1 protein-coding gene is annotated in these 4,343 nt (G+C 74.4%); it reads right to left on the reverse strand.

Annotation, left to right across the window (positions count from 1 at the left end; genetic code table 11):
• On the reverse strand, window positions 1-4,343 hold a 4,343-nt coding region (locus tag ABZ564_RS32620), incomplete at both ends, for a type I polyketide synthase (protein WP_360863112.1).

A 4,343-nucleotide genomic window follows, 5' to 3' on the forward strand; every position in this document is an offset into this window, starting at 1 on the left:
GGTGGTTCGCGAACACCGTCGAGGTGGTGAGGAGTTCGCGTGCCATGCCCTCCCACTGCGAACCCTGACCCGGGAACACGAACACCGTCCTGCCGGCCTCCGTGACCGTCCCGCGCACCGCGTCCGCACCGACCGCGTCCCGCTCCAGACCGGCCAGGTTCTCCAGCAGCCGGTCCCGGTCCCGCGACACGACGACCGCGCGATGGGCGAGCTCGGCCCTGCCGGTGGCCAGCGCCTTCGCGATCGGGGCGGGGGCCGCCTCCGGGTGCTCCAGGAGATGGCGGCGCAGTTGCCCGGCCTGCTCGGCCAGGGCCTCGGCGGTGTGCCCGTACAGCAGCCACGGCAGCGGAGCATCGCTGTCCGGGGCCGGTTCGACGGCGGGCACCGGCTCCGGTGCCTCCTCCAGCACCACATGCGCGTTGGTGCCGCTCATGCCGAACCCGGAGACCCCGGCCCGGCGCGGCCGGTCGCCCGGCGCCCACTCCCGGGCCTCGGTGAGCAGACGTACGGCTCCGGCCTCCCAGTCGATGTGCGGGGACGGCTCGTCCACGTGCAGCGTCTTCGGCAGCAGCCCGTTGCGCAGGGCCTGCACCATCTTGATGACCCCGCCGACACCGGCCGCCGCCTGGGTGTGCCCGATGTTCGACTTCAACGAACCGAGCCACAGCGGTTGTTCGGTCGGCCGGTCCTGCCCGTACGTGGCGATGAGCGCCTGCGCCTCGATCGGGTCTCCCAGCGTCGTCCCGGTGCCGTGCGCCTCCATGGCGTCCACATCGGCGGTCGTCAGTCCGGCGTCGGCGAGGGCCTGACGGATCACCCGCTGCTGGGAGGGGCCGTTGGGCGCGGTGAGACCGTTGCTCGCACCGTCCTGGTTGGTGGCCGTGCCCCGTACGACGGCGAGCACCTCGTGGCCGTTGCGGCGGGCGTCGGACAGCCGCTCCACCAGGAGCAGCCCCACGCCCTCGCCGAAGGCCGTACCGTCCGCACCGGCCGCGAACACCTTGCACCGCCCGTCCGGGGCGAGCCCGCGCTGCCTGCTGAAGCCGATGAAGATGTCCGGGTTGGCAAGCACGGTCGCCCCGCCCGCCAGCGCGAGATCGCACTCGCCCCTGCGCAGCGACTGCACCGCGAGATGCAGCGCCACCAGCGACGACGAGCACGCCGTGTCCACCGTCACCGCGGGCCCTTCGAGCCCGAGCGTGTAGGCGATCCTGCCCGAGGCGATGCTGCCCGCACTGCCGATGCCAAGATACCCCTCCATGTCGGCGGGCAGCTTCACCCGGGAGCCGTAGTCCGTGTACACCACGCCCGCGAACACCCCGGTCCGCGAGCCCTGCAACGACGTCGGGTCGATGCCCGCCCGCTCGAACGCCTCCCAGGCGCTCTCCAGGAGCAACCGCTGCTGCGGGTCCATGCTCGTCGCCTCACGTGGGCTGATCCCGAAGAACCCGGGATCGAACCGGTCCGCGTCGTGCAGGAAGCCCCCTTCGCGCGCGTACGAGGTCCCCGGGTGCGCCGGGTCCGGGTCGAAGAGGCGGTCGAGGTCCCAGCCCCGGTTGTCCGGGAACGGCGAGATGACGTCCCGCTCCGAGGCCACCACCCGCCACAGGTCCTCCGGGGTGCGCACCCCGCCCGGGTAGCGGCAGGCCATCGACACGATCGCGATGGGCTCGCCGTCCTGGATCGCGGCCCGTCCGCCGGCCGGCACCGCCGCGTCCGCGGCCCCTTCGCCCAGCAACTGGTCCCGCAGGTGGGCGGCGAGTGCGGCCGGGGAGGGATGGTCGAAGACGAGGGTCGCGGGCAGCCGCAGCCCTGTCACCGTGTTGAGCCGGTTGCGCAGCTCGACGGCGGTGAGGGAGTCGAACCCGAGATCCTTGAAGGCACGCGAGGCGTCCACGGTGTCCCCGGCCGAGTGCCGCAGCACCCCGGCCACCTGCTCGCCCACCAACTCGACGAGAAACCGCAGCTGTTCGGGCTCCGGCTGACCGGCCAGGGACGAGACGAGTGAGCCGGCGGCGACGACGTCCGCACCGGCGGCGGCCCGCACCGTACGCACCAGCGAGCGCAGCACGGGAGGCAGCAGCCCCGTCCCGGCCTGCGCGGTGAGCGCGGCCCGGTCCAGGCGCGCGGCGAGCAGCACCGGCCGCTCGGCCGAGCGCAGCGCCAGTCCCAGAGCGGCGGGCACCTGGTCCTCGTCGAACCGGCCCAGTCCGTGGAAAGCGGTGTCCCTGGGCCCCCAGGAGACGGACCTCCCCGGCAGTCCGAGCGCCACCCGGTGCTGAGCGAGCGCGTCGAGATACGTGCCGACAGCGGCGGCGTTCGCGCGCCCTGTTCCACCGAGCGCCGAGGAGGCATCCGGCGACAGCAGCACGAACGCGGCCAGGTCGAGCCCGAGGGTCAGTTCGTGCAGGTTCCAAGCCGCCGCCCCGGCCGCGCGCAGCCCCTCCGCGAACTCCTCGGGCGACGCGGAGAGCAGCACCGCACGGTCGGGTGCGGCCGGTGCGTGGAAGACCGCGCCGACCGGATGCGCCGCCAGCGCGCCGGCCAGGAACTCCCGGTCCGCCGCGTCGCCCTCGGCCACCACCACCTCCGCGCCCAGCGCCTCCAACCGCTCCGCCAGTCCCCGGGCGGGGGACAGGAGCAGCACGCGGCGGGCGCCCAGGACAGTGACGGCATGGACGGCCGCGACCGGGGCGAGGTCCCCGCCCCCGGACACGACGACCGTCGAGCCCTCGGGCAGCACCGGCGGCGCACCCGCCTCCCGCGGATCGGACGGGTACAGCCTCGGTACGCGTATCTCACCGTTGCGCAGGGCCAGTTGGGGTTCACCGGCGGCAAGGGCGGCCGGCAGAGCGGTCAGCGACGCCGGTTCGGCGTCCAGGTCGGCCAGGGTGATCCGGCCGGGGTTCTCCGCCTGGGCGGCGCGGACCAGTCCCCAGACCGGCGAAGGGGTCAGATCCTGTACGTCGTCGGGGCTCGTGGTGACGGCGTGGTGGGTCAGCACCACGAGATGGGTGTGGCTGTTCGCCTCGTCGCCGGTCCAGGTCCGGAGCGCGGGCAGCAGCTCGCTCGCGGACGAGGCGTGCAGCAGGACCAGGCCGGGCGCCGCCCCCTCCTCCGGCGTCGGTTCGAAGCGCACGTGCGCGGTGGCACCGAAGGCGTCGCTCAGTTCGGCGGCGGGTTCGGCGGACGACGTCCACTCGGTGCACGGAACGGCAGCCCCGGTGCCGGGCACCACCGTCCACTCGGTGCGCAGCAGCCAGTCGTGGCGCGCCCGGTCCGCCCGGCCCAGGGCCCCGGCCGCCGGCGGCCGCAGGACCACCGAGTCCACGGAGGCCACCGGCGCGCCGGTCGGATCGGCCAGCAGGACGGCGAACCCCTCGCCGCGCCGGGAGACCCGCACCCGCAGACCGCCCGCGCCCACCGCGTACAGGCTCACCCCGCTCCACACGGCGGGTTCCAGCAGCTCGTCGCCCTGTGCGAGATCCGTCGCCTGCACGGCCGCCGTGAGGAGGGCCGGATGCAGCCCGTACCGCCCGGCATCGGCCGCGAAGACATCGGGCGCGGAGATCTCGGCGTACACCTCGTCGCCCCGGCGCCACAGCCGGGCCGGGCCCTGGAACGCGGGGCCGAGCCCGTACCCCAGCGCCTCCAGCCGGGCGTACACCTCGTCGGTGGCCACGGGGGTCGCCCCGGCCGGCGGCCAGGAGGTCAGCGGCTCGGGCACGGACCCCGGTCCGGGGGCCAGCAGTCCGGTGACGTGGCTGGTCCAGGCCCGGTGCAGTGAGCCGTCGTCGTCCCCGTCGTCGTAGGCGCGGGTGTGCAGGGTCAGCTCGCGTCGGCCGTCACCGCGCGGCGCGCCCACGGTGAGCTGCACGTCCACACCACCGTGAGCGGGGAACACCACCGGTGTGTCGACCGTCAGCTCCTCCACCACCAGATCCCCCAGCAACCTGCCTGCCTCCAGCGCCAGTTCAACAGAGGCGGCGGGCGGCAGGACCGGCGTCCCCTCCAGAGCGTGGTCGGCGAGCCAGGGGTGGGTGCGCAGCGAGATCCGCCCCGTGAGCAGGAGGGCGTCGCCCTGGGCGAGTGTGGTGGCGGCGGTGAGCAGGGGGTGCTGGGTGGTGTGCAGCCCGAGGCTCTCCGGATCGCCGTCGGTCGCCGCGTCCTCCAGCCAGTAACTCCGGTGCTGGAAAGGGTACGTGGGCAGATCGTGCGGCGCGTCAGCGGCATCCGGCACGGCCGGTGTCCAGTCGACGGGGATGCCGTGGGTGTGGAGGTGGGCGAGGGAGTGGTGGAAGCGGGTGAGGGTGCCTTCGTCGCGGCGGAGTGTGCCGGTGACG

Source organism: Streptomyces sp. NPDC019224 (genome assembly GCF_040632605.1).
Lineage (GTDB): Bacteria > Actinomycetota > Actinomycetes > Streptomycetales > Streptomycetaceae > Streptomyces.